The organism is Arthrobacter sp. Soil763 (assembly GCF_001428365.1).
In the GTDB taxonomy this organism is placed as follows: domain Bacteria; phylum Actinomycetota; class Actinomycetes; order Actinomycetales; family Micrococcaceae; genus Arthrobacter.
Window position 1 is genome coordinate 238,957 of record NZ_LMSH01000001.1, and the last position, 15,226, is coordinate 254,182.

Consider the following 15,226-nt stretch of genomic DNA (forward strand, 5'->3'; position numbering starts at 1 on the left):
GACCGGCGCAGCCCGGGAACGGATCTTGACGATTCCTTGATGCCGCGCCCTCCGGCCGGGGCGGCCCGGAATGGAACAATGGCACCATGGCACGTGGAACGCTGCGGATCTTCCTGGGCGCAGCCCCCGGGGTGGGCAAGACCTACGCGATGCTGCGGGAAGGGCACCGGCTCCATGACGCCGGCGAGGACGTCGTCGTCGCCTTCGCCCGCGACCGCGGCCGCCGCGACACCCGGGAACTGCTCGCTGGCCTGGACGCCGTCGCGCCGCGGCGCGTGCCGGTGCGCGGGGTGGACGTCGAAGAACTGGACCTGGACTCCGTCCTGCGCCGGGCGCCGGCCACCGCGCTCGTTGACGAGTACGCGCACACGAATGTTCCCGGCAGCCGGAACGGGCACCGCTGGCAGGACATTGAAGAACTGCTGGCGGCCGGGACCAACGTCCTGTCAACCCTCGACATCCACCAGCTGGCCTCGCTGTCCGACGTCGTCAGCGCCGTCACGCGCGGACGTCCCGCCGAGACCGTTCCGGACGGAATTGTGCGGCGGGCCGATCAGCTGCAGCTCGTCGACCTTTCCCCCGAGCTGCTGCGGCAGCGGCTGGCGGCCGGCAAGATCGTGCCGCCGGACCGGATTGACGCTGCCATGTCGGGCTATTTCCGCCCGGGAAATCTGGCGGCGCTGCGCGAACTGGCGCTGCTGTGGCTGGCGGACCGGGTGGACGAGGGCCTGGCCGCCGGCCCCCAGCGCCCCCTGACGGACGCCACCGGGCCCGCCAGGGAGCGGATCGTGGTCGGACTGGGCGGTGGCAGCGACGGGGCGGCGTTGATCCGCCGCGGCGCCCGGCTGCTGAACCGGGTCAGTGGAAGCGACCTGCAGGCCGTCCACGTGCGGGACCCGGACGGTTCCGCCGACGAGTCGCCGCAGGCCCTCGAAGCGCAGCGGCAGCTGGTGCAGGACCTCGGCGGCAGCTACCACGTTGTCACCGGCGGAGACCCCGCAGCGGCCCTGCTGGATTTCGCCCGCAGCGTCAACGCCACCCAGGTGGTGCTCGGGGCCTCCCGCCGGGGGCCCGCTGCCCGGTTGAAGGCAGCGCTGCGCGGCGGCACCACGGCGCGGATGCTCCGCGATTCCGGCGGCATCGACGTCCATCTGGTGCCGCAGGAGGGGCCGGCGCCCGAGGGACGCCGGACCCGCCGCGGGGACTTGGGCCGGCGCCGGGTCGCCGTCGGTTTTGTCCTGGCCGCCGTGGTGCCCGCCCTGCTCCAGCTCGTGCTGGAACTCAGCCCGGAGAAGAGCCTGGCGGCCTTCATGCTGGTGCAGCTCACCGGATCGGTCGCGGTGGCGCTCGTCGGTGGCCTGTGGCCGGCGGTCCTCGCGGCGTTGTGGAGCAGCCTGCTGGTTAACTACTTCTCCACCCCGCCGGTGGGAAACCTGGCCATCAGCGACGCGCAAAACGTCCTTGCCCTGCTGGTGTTCGTGGGCGTCTCCGCCGCGGTGGCCGTCGTCGTGGATGTCTCCGCCCGGCGCTCCAAGGAAGCCGCGCGGGCCAGGACCGAGGCCGCAACCCTCGCCGAACTCTCACGCGGCACCGCCGGCGCCGAAGACCCGGTGACAGGCCTGCTGGAGCAGGCCCTGGACATCTTCCAGGCCAGCGGCGCCGCGGTGTACACAGCGGCGCCCGACAGCTCGCCGGCACCCGGCGGCGCGGGCCCGTGGCGCCTTCTCGCCGGTGTCGGGGCAGCAGCGACCGCCGACGCCGACGGCGGAGCGGTGAGCTCTGCCGCGGAGTCACGGGGAGGGAACGTCGAACAGATCAATCCCACCACGCGGCTGGTGCTCACCGGCCGCGTGCTGCCCGCCAGCGACCGCCGCCTCCTGGCGGCTTTCGGCGCCCACCTCTCGGCCCAGCTGGAGAACCGGCAACTGCTGGACCGCCAGCAGCAGCTGCGGCGGCTGGCTGAAAACAACACCGTGCGGGCCTCGTTGCTGCGCGCCGTTTCGCACGACCTCCGCACGCCGCTCGCCGGGATCAAGCTGGCGGTGGGTGGATTGCGCCAGCCGGGCGTCCGCTACACCAAGGAGGAAGAGCACGAGCTACTGCAGACCATCGAGGAGTGCTCCGACCGGCTCGACACCCTCGTGGGCAACCTGTTGGATATGTCCCGGATCAGTTCCGACACTGCCACGCCGCTGCTTCGGCCCGTGCGCTGGTACGAGGCGGTCAGCGGCGGCCTGCGCGGGATCGCAACGGGCCGGGTCCGGGTGGAGTTGCCGGCCAACATGCCCGAGGTGCAGGCGGATCCGGTCATGCTGGAACGCGTCATTGCGAACGTCGTCGAGAACGCGCTGAAATACGCCCCGGATTCCGACGTCGTGCTCACCGGGGCCGCGGGCGGCTTTGCCCTCTCCGCCGTGGACGGCCGGCCGGCCGGGGAACTGCGGATCATCGACCATGGAACGGGGGTCCCGGCGTCGCAGGTCCTCGAGATGTTCCGCCCGTTCCAGCGGCTGGGCGACGCCGGCGCAGGCGGCGGCGTCGGACTCGGCCTGGCCGTGGCCAAGGGGTTCACCGAGGCGATGGGCGGGCGGCTGAGCGCGGAAGCCACGCCCGGAGGCGGCCTGACCATGGTGATCAGCCTGCCGCTCGCCGTAGGCATTCCATTCCAGGGGCGCCTCGGCCAGGCGCCGCTGGAAGCCCCGTCCGCGATGGCCAGCCGGCACCACGCCCCGCCGCTCCTGTCCTCGCCCACGGACCAGCCATGACCGCGGTGCTGGTGGTCGACGACGACCGTTACCTGCTGCGGGCCCTGCGCATCACGCTGCGCGCCCACGGCTACGAAGTCGCGGAGGCCGAGGACGGGCGCTCGGCGCTGCAGGCGGCCGCCGGCACACCGCCCGAGCTGGTCATCCTCGACCTGGGGCTCCCCGACATGGACGGGACAGCGGTCCTGGCCAAGCTCCGGGACTTCAGCCAGGCCCCGGTCCTGGTGCTCTCGGCCCGGCATGGTTCCGAGGACAAGGTCCAGGCGCTCGACGCCGGCGCCGATGACTACCTCACCAAGCCGTTCGGCCTGGACGAACTGCTGGCCCGGCTCCGGGCCCTCCTGCGCCGCAGCAGCGACAACGCCGCGCCGCAGGTGATCACCACGGAGGCTTTCACCGTGGACCTGGGCAAGCGCCGGGTCACCCGCGGCGGCGAGGACATCCGGCTGACCCCGACCGAATGGAAGATGCTGGCGGTGCTGGTCCGGAACCCGGAAAAGCTCGTCACCCAGCAGCACCTGCTCTCGGAAGTGTGGGGCCCGGCCTACGCCAAGGAAACCAACTACCTGCGCGTGTACATGGCCCAGCTGCGCCGGAAGCTGGAGCCCGACGCGGCCGCACCGCGCCACCTGATCACCGAGGCAGGCATCGGCTACCGCTTCCTGCCCTGACCGCCGCTGCCCGGTTTTTCGCGCAGGCGCACAGCGATGGATACTGGGGCAATGAACTTTTCCAGCGCTCCCGCCCGGGGGAACGCACCGCAGCCGCCGCTGCCCGAGGTTCCGGCCCAGCTGCGGGCCGTCCTCAACGGCATCCCCGCCATGGTCGGCTACTGGGACACCGGGCTGCGCAACCGGCTGGCCAACGACGCCTACCGGGAGTGGTTCGGCGTCACGCCGGAGCAGCTGCACGGCATGCACATCCAGGACCTGCTGAGCGAAGAAGTGTTCCAGGCCAACTACCCGTACATGGCCAAGGTGCTCGAGGGCGAGCCGCAACTTTTCAAGCGCACCCTCACCGACGCAGCCGGCGCCACCCGGTTCGCCGAGGTCTCCTACATGCCGGACGTGCGCGACGGCGGCAGCAGTGACGACGACGACGGCGGCGCCGCGGTCCAGGGCTTCTTCGTGATGGTCACGGACATCACCGAGCGGATCCTCGCCGAGCGCCGGCAACAGCGCGACACGGACCGGTACCGGGCCCTGGCGCGCAGCGTTCCCGGCGTCTTCGTCCTGCTGTTCGATTCGGACCTGCGCTACCTGATCGCCGAAGGCCAGGAACTGGAGTCCTTCGGCTACCGCTCCGCCGAGCTGGAGGGCCGGCGCATCCACGAGGTCCTCGACGGCAACCTGGCCGACGAACTCGAACCCCGCTACCGGGCGGCACTGTCCGGACAGGAAGTGTCCTGGAGCCGTAGGATCGGGCCGCGGACGTACCGGCTCAATGCTGGCCCCGCGCAGTCCGACGACGGCGCCACCACCGGCATGGTGGTAGCTGTGGACGTCACCGACCGGCTCCAGCAGGAAGAGACCTGGGCCGCCCTCCATGAGATCGCCACGGCCGTCGCCCGCAACGCCGCTCCGGCGGACATCTCGGAGCGGGTCGCCTTCATCCTGCGGGACCTCTTCGCCGTGGATTCAGCCGCCGTCGTCCGCTTCACCGGCGCCCTGTCAGCGGAAATCGTGGCCATGGCGCCGGCCCTGCCGCCCACCCTGGACCGCACCCAGGTCTTCTCGCTGTCGGACACCTCTGCCACCGTCCGCGTCGCCGCCACCGGCAAACCGGCCATCGTCGTCTACTCCCCGGAGGGCGGACCGGCCGCCGAGCAGATGCAGGCAGGGGGCTTCCGGTCCGCAGCGGCCGCCCCGATCCGGGTCCACGGAAGCCTGTGGGGCGTGGTGTCCCTGACCTCCAAGTCCGCCACCGGGGTGACCGGGGCGATGCTGGACCGCCTGGCGCAGTTCTCGGAACTGGTGGAGATCGCCATCGGCAACGCCGAGGCCCGCACCAGCCTGGAACTGCAGGCCACCACCGACCAGCTCAGCGGGCTGCCCAACCGCCGGGCCCTGGAGCAGCACCTGGCCCACGAGATCGAACTGGCCGCATCCCGCGGCACCAGCCTCAGCGCCGTCGTCCTGGACATCGACCACTTCAAGCGGGTCAACGACACCTTCGGCCACCTCATGGGCGACGAGGTGCTCGCCGACGTCGCTGCCCGGCTCCGCGGAGTCGCACGCCAGGACGAAATCGTGGCCCGCTTCGGCGGGGAGGAGTTCGTCTGGCTGCTGCCGGGCACCGACGGCGCGGAGGCCCTGCGCGCGGCGGAACGGGCCCGCGCGGCCATCGAGGCGGAGCCGTTCGGCGACGTCGGCCGGATCACGGTCTCCGCCGGCGTCTGCGAACTCCGCGACGCCGGCAGCCACAGCCTGCTGGCATGCGCGGACCGGGCGCTCTACGCGGCTAAGCACGCCGGCCGGAACCGCAGCGAACGCTACGGCGCCGGCAGCTAAAGGGACGCCACCGGCCTAGACAAATGCCGACTTGCCGGTGACGGCCCTGGCCACGATCAGCGAGTTGATCTCATAGCTGCCCTCATAGGTGTAGAGGATTTCGGCGTCGCCGAAGAGCTTGCCCATCTCAAAGTCGCTGCTGATCCCGTTGCCACCCAGCAGGGAGCGGCCCATCGCGACGGACGCCCGGGCCAGCCGGGTGGTGGTGGATTTGGCCATGGCCGCCTGCACCATGTCCAGCTTCCCGTCCTGCTGGATACGGGCCAGCTGGGCCATCAGGGCCAGGGACACGGTGGCGTTGCCGAGGATTTCGGCCAGCTGCTGCTGGACCAGCTGGAAGCGGGCCAGCTCCTTGCCGAACTGCTTGCGCTCGAGGGCGTAGGCCCGGGCGACGTCGAAGGCGGCCAGCTGGATGCCGGCGCCCTGCCAGCCCACCCAGGCTCGCGAGTCGCGCAGCAGTTCGTTGGCGCGGGAAAAATCGGTGGCCCCGGGCAGCAGGTTGGTTTCGGGGATCCGGACCTCGTCCAGGACGATGTCCGCGTTCTGCATGATCCGCAGCCCGATCTTGTTCGCGATCTTGGTGGCCTTGTAGCCGGGCCGGTCGGTCTCGACGATGAAGCCCTTGATCTGCTGGTCCGCGACGTCGCGGGCCCAGACCAGGGCGAAATCGGCGATCGTGCCGGCGCCGATCCAGCGCTTCGCGCCGTTGATCACCCACTCGCCGCCCTCCCGCCGCGCCGTCGTGGCCAGTCCCCCGGCGATATCCGACCCATGGTCCGGCTCGGTCAGAGCGAAGGCGCCCAGCTGGGTGAACGCGGTCAGGCCAGGCAGCCAGCGGGCCTTCTGCTCCTCGGAGCCGAGCTCGTCGATCATGCCCACGATCAGCTCGTTATGGATGCCCACCAGGGCCGAAAGCGAGACGTCGGCGCGCGCCACCTCCACGTACATCAGACCCTTGAAGAGCTTGGAGGTCCCGTCGGTCTGCAGGCCGCCCAGGCCGTACTTGCCCAGCTCCGCAACCAGGCCGAAAGGGAACTCCTCGCGGTTCCAGTAGTCGATCGAGGCGGCCCGGATGCGGCTCTGCAGGAACCCCCGGACCTCCTCGTACCGGGCCCGCTCATCCGCCGGCAGCAGGTCCGCGATGTACATCAGGTCGGCGTCCGCAAAGGGCGGCGCCGCCTCGGCCGCGGACCTGTTGCCGACCTCCGCGGCGCTGTTGCCGGCGTTCTGTCCGGTGGCGTCTCCGGCGGCACTTCGTTGTGTCTGCACGGGTGATTATCCCTTCGTAATGTGCCGCCCGGGGCGGCAACATCGGCTCTTCCAAACCCTTGGATGTCCTAGTATATTGCACAGTGATGTTGATCACTAGGGATGTGGATCACGAGGCCAGCGGCGGCCGGCACCCGGCCGCCCGGCTGCGACCGGCTGCGAAAGGTGCACCATGACCGTCACTGAGGAATTCCGTGCTGCGAGGGACAGGCTGCTGGCGCTCCGCGAAGACTACGACGCCGCGCGGCAGGAGTTCGCCTGGCCCCGCTTCGAGGAGTTCAACTTCGCCCTGGACTGGTTCGACCAGCTCGCCGCCGATCCGGCCAAGGCGGACAAGCCGGCCCTCGTGATCGTGGAGCAGGACGGTTCCGCCACGCGGCGCAGCTTCGCGGATCTCTCGGCCGCCTCGTCGCGCGCCGCCAACTGGCTCCGGAGCCAGGGCGTCCGGCGCGGGGACCGGATGATCATCATGCTCGGGAACCAGGTGGAGCTGTGGGAGCTGATGCTCGCCGGAATCAAGCTCGGCATCGTGATGATTCCCACCACCACCCTGATGGGCCCCGCGGACCTGCAGGACCGGGTGGAACGCGGCGGCGCTAACTGGGCCGCCGTCGGGAGCGCCAACATCGCCAAGTTCGCCGGCGTGCCGGGCGACTACACGCTGATTGAGGTCGGCGCGGACGCCGACGGCGAGGCCTCAGCCCTGCGCTACGCCGACGCGGAAGGTGCCTCCGCGGACTTCACCCCGGACGCACCCACCAAGGCCGACGAAACCCTGCTGCTGTATTTCACCTCCGGGACCACCTCGAAGGCCAAGCTCGTGGAGCACACCCACACCTCGTACCCGGTGGGCCACCTGTCCACCATGTTCTGGATCGGGATGGAGCCGGGCGACGTGCACCTGAACGTGGCCTCACCGGGCTGGGCGAAGCACGCCTGGTCCAACGTGTTCACGCCCTGGATCGCCGAGGCCTGCGTCTTCATCTACAACTACGAGCGCTTCGACGCGAAGGCGCTGATGGAGCAGATGGACCGCGAGCGGGTCACGAGCTTCTGCGCCCCGCCCACGGTCTGGCGGATGCTGATCCAGGCCGACCTGACGCTGTTGAAGAACCCGCCGCGCAAGGTCGTCTCCGCCGGGGAGCCGCTGAACGCCGAGGTGATCGACCAGGTGAACCGGGCCTGGGGCCAGACCATCCGGGACGGCTTCGGCCAGACCGAGTCGACCGTGCAGATCGCCAACACCCCCGGCCAGCCGATCAAGATCGGCGCCATGGGCAAGCCGCTGCCGGGCTACGACGTCGTGCTGGTTGATCCGGCGACCGGCGAGGAGGGGGACGACGGCGAGCTCTGCCTGCGCCTGGACCCGCGGCCGGTCGGCCTGATGAAGGCCTACTACGGCGACCCGGAGAAGACGGCCGAGGCCTTCCGCGACGGCTACTACCACACCGGGGATATGGCCAGCCGGGACGAACGCGGCATCATCACCTATGTCGGCCGCGGCGATGACGTCTTCAAATCCTCCGATTACCGGCTCTCACCGTTCGAGCTGGAGAGTGTCCTGATCGAGCACCCGGCGGTGGCCGAGGCCGCCGTCGTCCCCTCCCCCGACCCGCTCAAGCTGTCCGTGCCCAAGGCCTTCGTGGTCCTGGCCGCCGGCCACGAGCCCGGCCCGAAGCTGGCCGAGGACATCCTGCGCTACTGCCGGGACCACCTCGCACCCTTCAAGCGGATCCGCCGGCTGGAGTTCGCCGAACTGCCCAAGACCATTTCCGGCAAGATCCGGCGGGTGGAACTGCGGCACAGCGAAGAGCTGCGGCACGGCACCGGCCGGGTCCCCGAGGGCCTGGGCACCGAGTACTCCGAGGCGGACTTTCCCGGGCTGAAGGGCCAGGGCTAGCGTGGGCGCTCCGCTGCCGCGGGATCCGATCGCCGACGCCCAGCGGAACTGGGAGCGGCACGGCTGGGCCGACGTCGCCGCCCCGATGGCTGCCATCACGGCGATCATGCGCACCCAGCAGATCCTGCTGGCCCGGATCGAAACCGTGTTGAAACCGTTCGGGCTGACCTTCGCCCGCTACGAACTGCTGGCGCTGCTCAGCTTCGCCCGCAGCGGGGCGTTACCCATGAACAAGGCGAGCGCGCTGCTGCAGGTCCACCCCACCTCGGTGACCAACGCCGTGGACCGGTTGCAGGAGGCCGGGCTGGTACTGCGGTCCCCGCACCCGACCGACGGGCGGACCACGCTGATCGAACTGACCTCCGCAGGGCGGACGCTGGCCAAACGGGCGACGGCGGCGCTCAACGCCGAGGTGTTCGCCCAGTCCGGTTTCGAAGCCTCCGATGTGGAGCAGCTGGTCCGGATCCTGGGCGACTTCCGGCGCAATGCCGGGGACTTCGACGGCTGAGCCGTCAGCGTCGTGGGCGGGCCTCCGGCGCCGGGGCCCAGCGGCCGCCGGACGGCGTACGCGCCGGCGCGTGCTTAAACTGGATTGGCGGCCAGGACCCCTGCCGTGACGACCCGCCCGCGAGGAGAGCCGCATGGATTTCGACGAATCGTTCTGGGATGAGCGGTACCGCCAGCACGGCGAGCACGGTGCTGTGTGGAGCGGGCAGCCGAACGCCCAGCTGGTCGCCGAAGCCACCGGACTCGCGCCGGGTTCCGCGCTCGACGTCGGCGCCGGCGAAGGCGCCGACGCCGCTTGGCTGGCCCGGCGCGGCTGGCGGGTCACGGCGGTGGACATCTCCTCGGTGGCCCTCGCACGCGCGGCGGCCGCCGTCGCCGATGATCCGGACACCGCCGCGCGGATCGTCTGGCAGCACCAGGACCTGACGGCCTCGCCGCCGCCGGCCGGAACGTTCGACCTGGTCACCGCCCAGTACCTGCACCTGCCCGCGCCGCAGCGTGGCGGAGTCTACAGCCGGCTCGCCGCGTCGGTGGCGCCCGGCGGGACGCTGCTGATCGTGGGCCACCATCCCTCGGACCTGGAGACCACCGTGCGGCGCCCCTCGGTACCCGGGCTGTTGTTCACGGCCGAACAGATCGCCGCGGAGCTGGACCCGGACGAGTGGGAGATCATCACCTGCGCGTCCCGGCCACGGGAGACCACCGATTCCGACGGCGCCCCAGCGACCGTCCACGATTCCGTGCTCCGCGCCCACCGCAGGGCCTGACGCGGGCTGCATCACCGGCCGGCGCGCACCCTTTCGCACAATCCCGGCTGCACTGGTGCGCTCCGCCGCCGGTCGTTCCCGCTAGGCCTCCGGATCTCCGCGCCTGTTCCGGACGGCCGCACCCCGGGCCCGGGCAGCGTCTGTCCGGAACCGCCGCCCAAAACCGAAACCTGCGCGGAAACGCCGTCTAGCGGTGGGTGAAGTCCGGCTGCCGCTTTTCGCTGAAGGCGGCCATGCCCTCTTTCTGGTCCTCGGTGGCGAACAGCGAGTGGAACACCCGGCGTTCAAACAGCACGCCCTGCGCCAGCCCGGTCTCGAACGCGGCGTTGACCGCCTCCTTGGCCACCATGGCCACCGGCTTGGACTTGGAGGCAATCACCTCGGCGGCCTTGACGGCTTCCTCGACGACGTCGGCGGCCGGGACCACGCGGGAGACCAGCCCGGAACGCTCGGCTTCATCGGCGTCCATGAAGCGGCCGGTGAGGATCATGTCCATGGCCTTGGCCTTGCCCACCGCACGGGTCAGGCGCTGGGAGCCGCCCATGCCGGGGAGGACGCCGAGGTTGATTTCCGGCTGGCCGAACTTGGCGTTGTCGCCGGCGATGATGAAGTCGCACATCATCGCCAGTTCGCAGCCGCCGCCCAGGGCAAAGCCGGAGACCGCGGCGATGACCGGGATGCGCAGCCGGGTGAAGTCCTCCCAGCCGCGGAACCAGTCGGAGGAGTACATGTCCATGTAGCCCTTGGACTGCATTTCCTTGATATCGGCGCCGGCGGCGAACGCCTTGGCCGAACCCGTCAGCACCACGGCGCCGACCTCCGGGTCGGTGTCCATCGCGGTCACGGCGGCAACGACGTCGTCCATGGTCGCCTTGTTCAGGGCGTTCAGCGCCTCGGGCCGGTTCAGCGTCACCAGGCCCACACGGCCGCGGCGCTCCACCAGAATGTTTGCGTACTCGGTCATGCCTGTCCCTTCGGCTGGTCGGATTTGTCCCGGATGTCGGTGATGATGCCGGAGAAGTCCCGGCCGGCTCCGCCCTCCGCGGCAAAGGTATCGTAAATTTCGGAGGCCAGCGGCCCCAGCCGGGCGGCGACGCCGGTGCTCTCGAGCGCGTTCAGGGCCAGCTTCAGGTCCTTGGCCATCAGCGCTCCGGCGAAGCCCGGCTGGTAGTCGCGGTTGGCCGGGCTCGTTGGCACCGGACCGGGCACCGGGCAGTTGGTGGTCAGCGCCCAGCACTGACCGGACGCGGCGGAGGCGACGTCGTACAGCGCCTGGTGGGTCAGCCCGAGCTTCTCACCGAGCACGAAAGCCTCGCTGACCGCGATCATCGAAACGCCCAGGATCATGTTGTTGCAGATCTTGGCGGCCTGGCCCGCACCGTGGCCGCCGCAGTGGACCACGCGCTTGCCCATCACCTCGAGCATCGGTTTGACGGTCTCGAAGTCCTCGTCGGTTGCGCCGACCATGAAGGTCAGGGTCCCTGCTTCGGCCCCGACGACGCCGCCGGAGACCGGAGCGTCGACGGCCCGGTGTCCGGCCGCGACGGCCAGCGCCGAGGCCTCCCGGGCTTCGTCCACGTTGATGGTCGAGCAGTCCAGGAACATGGTTCCCGGCGCCGCGACGGCCAGCAGCCCGTCCTGCCCCGGTTGTCCTTGCCCCTCCGGAGTGCCGCGGTAGGCGTCCAGCAGGTGCCGGCCGCTGGGCAGCATGGTCAGCACGACGGCGGCTCCCTCGACAGCTGCCGCCGCGGTCTCCGCGGTGGTGATCCCGTGGGCGCGGGCGGCCTCCAGCGCCGCGGGAACGACGTCGTAGCCGGTGACGGCGTAGCCGGCCTTGACCAGGTTGACGGCCATCGGGCCGCCCATGTGGCCCAGGCCGAGGAAGGCGATGGGGCCGATGGGCGCGCCGGACCCGGACGGCACGGTCGATGCTTCAGACGTCGATGCTTCAGACATTGTCGCGCTCCTTCGTAAGTTTCAGTTCCCGCTCCCCCAGCGGCGCGAAGTAGGCGTCGACGTCGTCGCGGCTGACCTCCGCCAGGCTGGCGGGCTGCCAGTGCGGGGTGCGGTCCTTGTCCACGACCTGGGCGCGGATGCCCTCGCGGAAATCCGGGCCGTCCAGGAAGCGCAGGCCCACCCGGTACTCCTGTTCCAGGGCCTCGGCCAGGCCCAGCCCCTGCGCGCGGCGCAACGAGGCGAGGGCCACCTTCACGGCGGTCGGGGACTTGGCCGCGATCGTCTCGGCGACGTCCACGGCCTCGCCGCCCACGGTCCGCAGGCGGTCCACGATCTCCTCGGCGTCGTCGGTCGAGTAGCAGGCGTCAATCCACTCCTGCTGCGCGGCGAGGACGGACTGCGGGGCAGGTTCGGTGAAGCGCGCGACGGCGGCGTCCACCGGTTCGGTTTCCAGCGCCTCCGCCAGCGCTGCGAGCTGCCCGGAGGGAACGAAGGTGTCCGCGAGGCCAAGGAACAGCGCGTCGGCGCCGCTCAGGTGCGCCCCGGTCAGGGCCGCGTGGGTGCCGGTTTCGCCGGGCGAGCGGGAGAGCAGGAGCGTCCCGCCGACGTCGGGCACGAAACCGATGGTGGTTTCGGGCATGCCCATCCTGGTGCGCTCGGTGACGATCCGGACCGAGCCGTGCGCGGAGATTCCGACGCCGCCGCCCAGCACGAGGCCGTCCATGAACGCGACGTAGGGCTTGGGGTATTCGGAGATCAGAAGGTTCAGCCGGTACTCGACCGCCCAGAAGTCCGCGGTGGCGTCGCCGCCGTCGAGCATGTCCCGGTAGATGGCGACGATGTCGCCGCCGGCGCACAGCCCGCGGTCGCCGGCGCCGCGGACCAGCACCGCGGCGACGTCGTCGTCCTCCGCCCAGAGCGTCAGCTGCTCCAGCATCGCGGCGGCCATGCCGGCGGTCAGCGCGTTGACGGCCCGGGGCCGGTTCAGGGTGACGACGCCGAGCCGGCCGCGGCGCTCGAACAGCACCTCGGCGGCCTGCTCTGCGGGCCGCTGCTCCGCCATCAGCTGCCTTCCGGCATCACGAAGCTGGCGCCGGTGCGGATGCCGGAGGGCCAGCGGGTGGTGACCGTCTTGGTCTTGGTGTAGAAGCGGAACGCGTCGGCGCCGTGCTGGTTGAGGTCGCCGAAGCCGGAGGCCTTCCAGCCGCCGAAGGTGTAGTACGCGATCGGTACCGGGATCGGGACGTTGATGCCCACCATGCCGACCTGGACGCGGCTGGCGAAGTCGCGGGCTGCGTCGCCGTCGCGGGTGAAGATGGCCACGCCGTTGCCGAACTCGTGCTCGCTGCACAGGCGCAGCGCCTCGTCGTAGTCCTCGGCGCGGAGCACGCTGAGCACCGGGCCGAAGATCTCTTCCTTGTAGATCGTCATGTCCTTGGTGACGTTGTCGAAGAGGGTCGGGCCCACCCAGAAGCCGCCGTCGTAGCCCTCGACCGTGAGGCCGCGGCCGTCGGCGAGCAGGCTGGCGCCCTCCTCGACGCCGGCGGCGATGTAGCCTTCGATCCGTTCCTTGGCGGAGGCGGCAACGACCGGGCCGAAGTCCGAGTCCTTGGCGAGGCTGTGCCCCACCTTGAGGTCGGCGATCCGTTCCTGCAACTTGGCCACTAGCGCGTCGCCGGTGGCCTTGCCGACCGGGACGGCCACGGAGATCGCCATGCAGCGTTCCCCGGCCGAACCGAAGCCGGCGCCGATGAGGGCGTCCGCGGCCATGTCTAGGTCCGCGTCGGGCATGATCACCATGTGGTTCTTGGCGCCGCCGAAGCACTGTGCGCGTTTGCCGTGCGCGGCGGCGGTGGCGTAGATATACTGCGCGATCGGGGTGGAGCCGACGAATCCGATGGCCTGGACCCGGGGGTCTTCCAGCAGAGCGTCGACCGCTTCCTTGTCACCGTTGACGACGTTGAACACCCCGTCGGGAAGGCCCGCCTCGGTGAACAGTTCGGCCAGCCGCAGCGGCACCGAGGGGTCCCGTTCGGAGGGCTTGAGGATGAAGGAGTTGCCCGCGGCGAGCGCCGGGCCGGACTTCCACAGCGGGATCATGGCCGGGAAGTTGAACGGCGTGATGCCGGCGACGACGCCGAGCGGCTGCCGCATTGAGTGGACGTCGATGCCGGTGCCGGCGCTGTCGGAGAATTCGCCCTTGAGCAAATGCGGGGCGCCGGCGGCGAATTCGACGACCTCGATGCCGCGCTGGATGTCGCCCTTGGCGTCCAGGAAGGTCTTGCCGTGCTCGGAGGAGAGCAGGGTGGCGAGTTCGTCCATGTTCTGGTTGACCAGGTCCACGAACTTCAGGAGGATCCGGCCGCGGCGCTGCGGGTTCATGGCGGCCCATTCGGCCTGGCCCTTTTCCGCGTTGGCGATGACATTGCGGACCTCCTCGGCGCTGGCCAGCGGGAGCCGGGCCTGGACCTCGCCGGTGCAGGGATCGTAGACGTCGCTGAAGCGCCCGGAGGTGCCCTCCACGTGCTGTCCGCCGACGTAATGGGAAAGCTCACGAACCATGATGGAATGCTCCTTTGCATGTGACCTAGATCATCTCTGCACTGAATATACTCGGACTTCCTACTAATCTCCAGAGCCGCGGCCCGCAGCCAGGCCCCGCCCCCCGGTCCGACGGTCCCGCGCCGGCCTCCCCCGGGCGGAGTCCAAGTTCGGTAAGTTAGGAACCGTGAAGATTGCTACTTGGAATGTGAACTCGCTCCGTGCCCGTGCCGACCGCGTTGAGGCCTGGCTCCAGCGCACCGACTGCGATGTCCTGGCCATCCAGGAAACCAAGTGCAAGGACGAGAACTTCCCCTGGGACCTGTTCGAGAAGATGGGCTACGAGGTGGCCCACTTCGGCCTGAACCAGTGGAACGGGGTGGCGATCGCCTCCCGCGTGGGGCTCGACGACGTCGAACGCACCTTCCTGAACCAGCCCGTCTTCGGCAAGGGCGGCCTCGACGAGGTGCAGGAGGCCCGCGCGATCGGCGCCACCTGCGGCGGGATCCGGGTCTGGAGCCTCTACGTGCCCAACGGCCGGGCGCTCGACGATGAGCACATGCCCTACAAGCTCAGCTGGCTGGACACGCTCCGCAGCCACGCCGAAGGCTGGATCCAGGCCGACCCCGAGGCGCAGATCGCCCTGATGGGTGACTGGAACATCGCCCCGCGCGACGAGGACGTCTGGGACATCGACTACTTCCGGGCCAACGCCCTGACGCACGTCAGCGACCCCGAACGCGCCGCCTTCCACGCCTTCGAGGAGGCCGGCTTCACCGACGTCGTCCGCCCGCACACCCCCGGCCCCGGCGTATACACCTACTGGGACTACACCCAGCTGCGCTTCCCGAAGAAGGAAGGCATGCGCATCGACTTCGTCCTCGCATCCCCGGCCCTGGCCGCGCGCGTCACGGGCGCCTCGATCGACCGCGAAGAGCGCAAGGGCAAGGGCGCCTCCGACCACGCTCCGGTGATCGTGGAGCTTGCGGGCTGATGACCGCCCACCGGGGA

At 70.3% G+C, this 15,226-nt stretch carries 12 protein-coding genes; 7 read left to right on the forward strand and 5 right to left on the reverse strand.

Annotated features, from left to right (window positions below; translation table 11 throughout):
- Positions 1 to 86: 86 nt before the first annotated feature.
- From ASG71_RS01085 to ASG71_RS01095, 3 genes are read left to right on the forward strand one after another with little or no spacing between them, the layout of a single operon-like run.
- On the forward strand, positions 87 to 2,765 hold the full coding sequence (locus ASG71_RS01085) for an ATP-binding protein (RefSeq protein ID WP_056736247.1): 2,679 nt from the start codon (positions 87 to 89) through the stop codon (positions 2,763 to 2,765).
- Positions 2,762 to 3,436 (forward strand): response regulator, encoded by a 675-nt coding sequence (locus ASG71_RS01090; RefSeq protein WP_056736249.1) that lies wholly within the window; start codon positions 2,762 to 2,764, stop codon positions 3,434 to 3,436. Before ASG71_RS01085 ends, ASG71_RS01090 begins: the two co-directional genes overlap by 4 nt.
- A gap of 51 nt (positions 3,437 to 3,487) precedes the next feature.
- Positions 3,488 to 5,275: a diguanylate cyclase gene (locus ASG71_RS01095; protein ID WP_056736251.1), complete on the forward strand. Its 1,788-nt coding sequence runs from the start codon at positions 3,488 to 3,490 to the stop codon at positions 5,273 to 5,275.
- Positions 5,276 to 5,290: 15 nt separating this feature from the next.
- On the opposite strand, the gene ASG71_RS01100 is transcribed toward ASG71_RS01095, so the two are convergent.
- A complete protein-coding gene (locus ASG71_RS01100) occupies positions 5,291 to 6,424 on the reverse strand; it encodes an acyl-CoA dehydrogenase family protein (protein ID WP_235563911.1) in 1,134 nt (377 codons plus the stop codon).
- 292 nt (positions 6,425 to 6,716) lie between these two features.
- Here ASG71_RS01100 and ASG71_RS01105 point away from each other — a divergent pair, with 292 nt between their 5' ends.
- From ASG71_RS01105 to ASG71_RS01115, 3 genes are all read left to right on the forward strand, one after another.
- Positions 6,717 to 8,444: an AMP-binding protein gene (locus ASG71_RS01105; protein ID WP_056736255.1), complete on the forward strand. Its 1,728-nt coding sequence runs from the start codon at positions 6,717 to 6,719 to the stop codon at positions 8,442 to 8,444.
- Between the two features lies 1 nt (position 8,445).
- On the forward strand, positions 8,446 to 8,952 hold the full coding sequence (locus ASG71_RS01110) for a MarR family winged helix-turn-helix transcriptional regulator (protein WP_056736258.1): 507 nt from the start codon (positions 8,446 to 8,448) through the stop codon (positions 8,950 to 8,952).
- 133 nt (positions 8,953 to 9,085) lie between these two features.
- Positions 9,086 to 9,718 carry a class I SAM-dependent methyltransferase gene (locus ASG71_RS01115; protein ID WP_056736259.1) on the forward strand — a complete coding sequence of 211 codons (633 nt, stop codon included), beginning with the start codon at positions 9,086 to 9,088 and terminating at the stop codon, positions 9,716 to 9,718.
- 187 nt (positions 9,719 to 9,905) lie between these two features.
- Here ASG71_RS01115 and ASG71_RS01120 read toward each other — a convergent pair whose 3' ends face one another.
- The 4 genes from ASG71_RS01120 to ASG71_RS01135 are packed head-to-tail and all read right to left on the reverse strand — an operon-like array spanning position 9,906 to position 14,236.
- A complete protein-coding gene (locus ASG71_RS01120; RefSeq protein WP_056736260.1) occupies positions 9,906 to 10,682 on the reverse strand; it encodes an enoyl-CoA hydratase in 777 nt (258 codons plus the stop codon).
- Positions 10,679 to 11,674 (reverse strand): 3-hydroxyisobutyrate dehydrogenase, encoded by a 996-nt coding sequence (gene mmsB, locus ASG71_RS01125; RefSeq protein ID WP_056736261.1) that lies wholly within the window; start codon positions 11,672 to 11,674, stop codon positions 10,679 to 10,681. The genes ASG71_RS01120 and mmsB overlap by 4 nt, the downstream gene beginning before the upstream one ends.
- Positions 11,667 to 12,737 carry an enoyl-CoA hydratase/isomerase family protein gene (locus tag ASG71_RS01130; protein WP_056736262.1) on the reverse strand — a complete coding sequence of 357 codons (1,071 nt, stop codon included), beginning with the start codon at positions 12,735 to 12,737 and terminating at the stop codon, positions 11,667 to 11,669. The genes mmsB and ASG71_RS01130 overlap by 8 nt, the downstream gene beginning before the upstream one ends.
- Positions 12,737 to 14,236 (reverse strand): CoA-acylating methylmalonate-semialdehyde dehydrogenase, encoded by a 1,500-nt coding sequence (locus ASG71_RS01135; RefSeq protein WP_056736263.1) that lies wholly within the window; start codon positions 14,234 to 14,236, stop codon positions 12,737 to 12,739. Before ASG71_RS01135 ends, ASG71_RS01130 begins: the two co-directional genes overlap by 1 nt.
- 166 nt (positions 14,237 to 14,402) lie before the next feature.
- On the opposite strand from ASG71_RS01135, the gene ASG71_RS01140 reads away from it, so the two are divergent.
- Entirely contained in the window at positions 14,403 to 15,209 is an 807-nt protein-coding gene (locus tag ASG71_RS01140; RefSeq protein WP_056736264.1) for an exodeoxyribonuclease III, read from the forward strand.
- The last annotated feature ends 17 nt before the right edge of the window (positions 15,210 to 15,226 follow it).

Coding starts and splice junctions, on each gene's coding strand:
- ASG71_RS01085 (WP_056736247.1), top strand. CDS start 87: ATGGCACGTGGAACGCTGCGGATCTTCCTGGGCGCAGCCCCCGGGGTG.
- ASG71_RS01090 (WP_056736249.1), top strand. CDS start 2,762: ATGACCGCGGTGCTGGTGGTCGACGACGACCGTTACCTGCTGCGGGCC.
- ASG71_RS01095 (WP_056736251.1), top strand. CDS start 3,488: ATGAACTTTTCCAGCGCTCCCGCCCGGGGGAACGCACCGCAGCCGCCG.
- ASG71_RS01100 (WP_235563911.1), bottom strand. CDS start 6,424: ATGTACATCGCGGACCTGCTGCCGGCGGATGAGCGGGCCCGGTACGAG.
- ASG71_RS01105 (WP_056736255.1), top strand. CDS start 6,717: ATGACCGTCACTGAGGAATTCCGTGCTGCGAGGGACAGGCTGCTGGCG.
- ASG71_RS01115 (WP_056736259.1), top strand. CDS start 9,086: ATGGATTTCGACGAATCGTTCTGGGATGAGCGGTACCGCCAGCACGGC.
- ASG71_RS01120 (WP_056736260.1), bottom strand. CDS start 10,682: ATGACCGAGTACGCAAACATTCTGGTGGAGCGCCGCGGCCGTGTGGGC.
- mmsB (WP_056736261.1), bottom strand. CDS start 11,674: ATGTCTGAAGCATCGACGTCTGAAGCATCGACCGTGCCGTCCGGGTCC.
- ASG71_RS01130 (WP_056736262.1), bottom strand. CDS start 12,737: ATGGCGGAGCAGCGGCCCGCAGAGCAGGCCGCCGAGGTGCTGTTCGAG.
- ASG71_RS01135 (WP_056736263.1), bottom strand. CDS start 14,236: ATGGTTCGTGAGCTTTCCCATTACGTCGGCGGACAGCACGTGGAGGGC.